Source organism: Thiohalophilus sp. (assembly GCF_031581315.1).
Taxonomy (GTDB): Bacteria; Pseudomonadota; Gammaproteobacteria; order UBA6429; family Thiohalophilaceae; genus Thiohalophilus.
In genome coordinates this window covers 1-1,524 of the sequence record NZ_JAVLAZ010000123.1, presented here as the reverse complement: position 1 = coordinate 1,524, position 1,524 = coordinate 1, and the positions used below count along the sequence as shown (strand labels likewise).

Annotated in this window: 2 protein-coding genes; one reads left to right on the top strand and one right to left on the bottom strand. The window is 64.1% G+C overall.

From position 1 onward, the window contains the following. On the bottom strand, window positions 1-482 hold a 482-nt coding region (locus RI563_RS12355), incomplete at its 3' end, for a protein-L-isoaspartate O-methyltransferase (RefSeq protein WP_310694690.1). Between the two features lie 194 nt (window positions 483-676). On the opposite strand from RI563_RS12355, the gene RI563_RS12350 reads away from it, so the two are divergent. Beyond that, window positions 677-1,524, top strand: an 848-nt coding sequence (locus RI563_RS12350; protein WP_310694689.1) for an alpha/beta fold hydrolase, incomplete at its 3' end; no start/stop codon positions are given.

The following is a 1,524-nucleotide window of genomic DNA, read 5'->3' as shown; positions in this document are numbered from 1 at the left end:
TTGGGCAGGATCGGCAGGGAACCGGTAATGCAGATGACATCATAGGGGGCGTGTTTGTCCCAGCCGTGCGCGGCATCGCCGACATCCAGTGTGACATTGTGGATGTTATGCGCGTTGAGCTTGGCCTGGGCGGCCTCGACAAAATCCCCGTGCAGGTCGACGCTGTAGACATGCTTGCCCAGGCGGGCGAGCAGGGCGGTGACATAACCGCTGCCGGTGCCCACCTCTAATATAGTGTCGTCGGGGCGGACGGTGAGGCCCTGCAGCATGCGGGCCTCGAACTTGGGTGACATCATCACCTCGTCGTGACCCAGCGGAATATTCATGTCGGTGAAGGCGAGCTTGCGAAACTCGGGCGGGACGAAGTCCTCGCGCGGCACTTCAATCAGTAAATCCAGCACCTGCTGATCCAGCACTTCCCAGGGCCGGATCTGCTGCTCAATCATGTTCAGACGGGCCTGCTCGAAATTCATCTGCGCCATCGTGGCTCCTCATCCTGCCGTTTATTATGGTTATCAGGCGCTCAAGATTACGGCCTTTACCCCGCCCCCGCAAGGCACGGGCCGCCCAAATACCTTCAAAATCCGGCACTTGGCCATAAAACAGGTTTATACCTGCACACAGTCGGTGCGTGGACTATATTTATACTCCCCGCCATGGGGGAGGGGGAATCCATATGGTCATTTCGCGTACACCCAGGCTGCACATTACCGGGATCCGGGCGCTGGCGACCTGGCTGGCGGTGCTTGGCAGCGTGGCGCCGTCGCTGGCCGCCGGGGTCGCCTGTCGGCGCTGGTTCTCGCCGTACCGTTTCCGGCTGCCGCCGCGCGAGCGGGTCTGGCTCAATGCCGCCCGGCGGGAATATGTCTCCACCCTGGATAACGGCATGGTGGCGCTCTATCGCTGGGGCCACAGGGGGCCGCGGGTATTGCTGATGCACGGCTGGAACGGGCGGGCCACCCAGCTGTGCGGTTTTATCGAGCCGTTATTGCAGGCCGGCTACCAGGTCATCGCCTTCGATGCCCCGGCCCACGGCTACAGCCCCGGCAAACGCACCGATCTGATCGAGATCGCCCACGCCCTGCGTTCCGTGTCGGTCCGCTTCGGGCCGTTCGAGGGCATCGTCGGCCACTCCTTCGGCGTGGCGGTCACCGCCTATGCCCTGCGCCACCTGGGCGTGGCCGCCCACCGGGTCGTCGGGGTCAGCCCGCCGGGGCGCATGCCCTATCTGTTCAACAGCTTCTGCGAACTGCTGCATTTGCCGCACCGCGCCCGCGAGGCCTTCGAGGAGCGGGTCATGGCCCGCTTCGGCAAGGATGTCTGGGAGCAGCTCTCTCCCGAAGCCAACGTGGAATTGCTGGACAATATCCCCGCGCTGCTGATCCATGACAACGACGATCGCGAAGTCACCCCCACCCAGGCCGAAATCCTCCACCAGGCCTGGCCCGGCAGCCACCTGCTGCGCACCGACGGCCTCGGCCACCGCCGCATCCTGCGCGACCCCGCAGTGATCGCTCACACCGT